This window comes from Brevundimonas sp. EAKA (assembly GCF_000698025.1).
Taxonomy (GTDB): domain Bacteria; phylum Pseudomonadota; class Alphaproteobacteria; order Caulobacterales; family Caulobacteraceae; genus Brevundimonas; species Brevundimonas mediterranea_A.
Genome location: NZ_JMQR01000219.1, coordinates 1 through 2,422 on the forward strand (window position 1 = coordinate 1; position 2,422 = coordinate 2,422).

Below are 2,422 nucleotides of genomic sequence, written 5' to 3' on the forward strand. Positions count from 1 at the left end.
CCCGACCCCCTATCTGCATCCCATGACTGACCTCTCCCCCCGCGAAATCGTCTCCGAACTGGATCGCTATATCGTCGGCCAGGACGACGCCAAGCGCGCCGTGGCCGTGGCCCTGCGCAATCGCTGGCGTCGCAAGCGCGTGCCCGAGGATCTGCGTGACGAGGTGACGCCCAAGAACATCCTGATGATCGGCCCCACCGGGGTCGGCAAGACCGAGATCGCCCGGCGGCTGGCGCGGCTGGCCGGGTCGCCCTTCCTCAAGGTCGAGGCGACCAAGTTCACCGAGGTCGGCTATGTCGGCCGCGACGTCGATCAGATCATGCGCGACCTGGTCGAGAGCGCCCTGGTCATGGTGCGCGACCGCCGGCGCGGCGAGGTGCGGGCGCGGGCCGAGGGCGCGGCCGAGGACCGGATCCTGGACGCCCTGGTCGGCCCCGGCGCCGGGCCGACGACGCGCGACAGCTTCCGCAAGAAGCTGCGGGCCGGCGATCTGGACGACAAGGAGGTCGAGATCGCCCTGGCCGACACCGCCTCGCCGATCCAGGGGCTGGATATTCCCGGCGGCGGGGCCGTGGGCCTGCTGAACCTGTCGGAGATGCTGGGCAAGATGGGCGGCGGCCGCACCAAGACGGTCAAGCTGACCGTCCGCGACGCCACCGCCCCCCTGATCGCCGAAGAGGGCGACAAGCTGCTGGATCAGGACAGCCTGACCAAGGAGGCCCTGATCCTGGCCGAGAACGAGGGCATCGTCTTCCTGGACGAGATCGACAAGGTCGCCGCCCGCCAGGGGGCCTCCGGCGCCGATGTCTCGCGCGAGGGGGTGCAGCGCGACCTCCTGCCCCTGATCGAGGGGACCACCGTCTCGACCAAATACGGGCCGGTGAAGACCGACCATGTGCTGTTCATCGCCTCGGGCGCCTTCCATGTGGCCAAGCCCTCGGACCTGCTGCCCGAGCTTCAGGGGCGGCTGCCGATCCGGGTCGAGCTGAAGGCCCTGACGCGCGACGACTTCAAGCGGATCCTGACCGAGCCCGAGGCCAATCTGATCCGTCAGAACCAGGCCCTGCTGGCCACCGAGGACGTGACCCTGACCTTCACCGACGACGCGATCGAGGCCCTGGCCGATGCGGCGGTGGCGGCCAACTCGGCTGTCGAGAACATCGGGGCGCGGCGGCTTCAGACCGTGCTGGAGCGGGTGCTGGAAGAGACCAGCTTCAAGGCCTCGGACCTGGCGGGCCAGACCGTGAACTTCGACGGGGCGGCGGTGCGCGACAAGCTGAGCCTCCTGACCAAGGACGTCGATCTGAGCCGGTTCATTCTTTAGCGGCGGCCTCGCGCTCGCGGCGGTCCCGGCGGCGCATCAGCCGGTCGGCGACCGCCTCGGCGTGGCGCTGGGTGAAGGCCAGGGCGGCGGGATTGCCCCGCTTGGCGCCGATGCTGTCGGCCACCTTGGCGCCCCGCTCGCCGATCGGCATGGCCTTGCCCGTGGTGGTGTCCAGGGCCGTCTGATGCTCGATCTCGGCGTTCAGCTCGGCCCCCATCAGGATCACCTGGACCGACAGCCAGGTCCACAGCAGGAAGCCCATCATGGCCGCCAGCGGGCCATAGGAGTCGGTGCGGACGAAGTTGGTCAGATACCAGCTGAAGACGAAGGAGACCGTCAGGCTGACCACCGCCGCGAAGATCGCCCCCGGCGTCAGCCAGCGCCAGCGCGCCTTCTGCCGGCACGGCCCGAACCGGTAGATCAGGGTCAGGGCGGCGACATAGCCGACCAGCAGCAGGGGCCAGCGCAACAGGGCCAGCAGGCCCCATTCCTCCTGCAGTCCGAACAGCCCCACCACCACCGGCACCCCCACCACCAGCAGCGAGCTGAACAGGACGGCGGCCACGGCCCCCAGGGTGAAGCCCATGCACAGCAGGTTGTAGCGGACGATATTGCGGCGCTCGACCTCGTGATAGGCGATGTTCAGCCCGTAGAAGAGCACCTTGACCGCCCCATTGGCGGTCCACAGCGACAGGGCCAGGGTCCAGATCAGGGTGAAGGTCAGCTGGCCGTTCGAGTTCGCGGCCAGCCGCTCCATCTCGCCGCCCAGGAAGGCGGCGATGCTGCTGGGCATGACGCCGTACAGGAACTGGAGCCGGCTCCAGGCGTCGGCCGGATCGGCGAACAGGCCGTACAGGGTGACGAACGTCCCCAGCAGGGGAAACAGCGACAGCAGGGTGAAGAAGGTCACGCCCCCGGCGACGAAGCCGACCCGGTCGCCGAAGTAGGAGGCGCCGGTGCGCCACAGGATGTCGCTCCAACCCTTGTGCGGGATCTGTTCGGGCCGTTTGGCCAGGCGGCCGCGGCCGGGCTCCCTGAGGTCGTAGTCCTCGGGCGTCGCCGGGGGCGTGACCTTCTTCACCCTGCTGTCGCTGTTTC

At 69.3% G+C, this 2,422-nt stretch carries 2 protein-coding genes; one reads left to right on the top strand and one right to left on the bottom strand.

The window, feature by feature from the left end; genetic code table 11:
* Window positions 1-22 precede the first annotated feature (22 nt).
* Entirely contained in the window at window positions 23-1,324 is a 1,302-nt protein-coding gene (hslU, locus tag ER13_RS16960; RefSeq protein ID WP_035311209.1) for an ATP-dependent protease ATPase subunit HslU, read from the top strand.
* Here the strand turns inward: hslU and ER13_RS16965 are convergent.
* Window positions 1,314-2,422: YihY/virulence factor BrkB family protein (locus tag ER13_RS16965; protein ID WP_052005181.1), on the bottom strand; the 1,109-nt coding region annotated here is incomplete at its 5' end. The two genes, hslU and ER13_RS16965, sit on opposite strands and share 11 nt — an antisense overlap.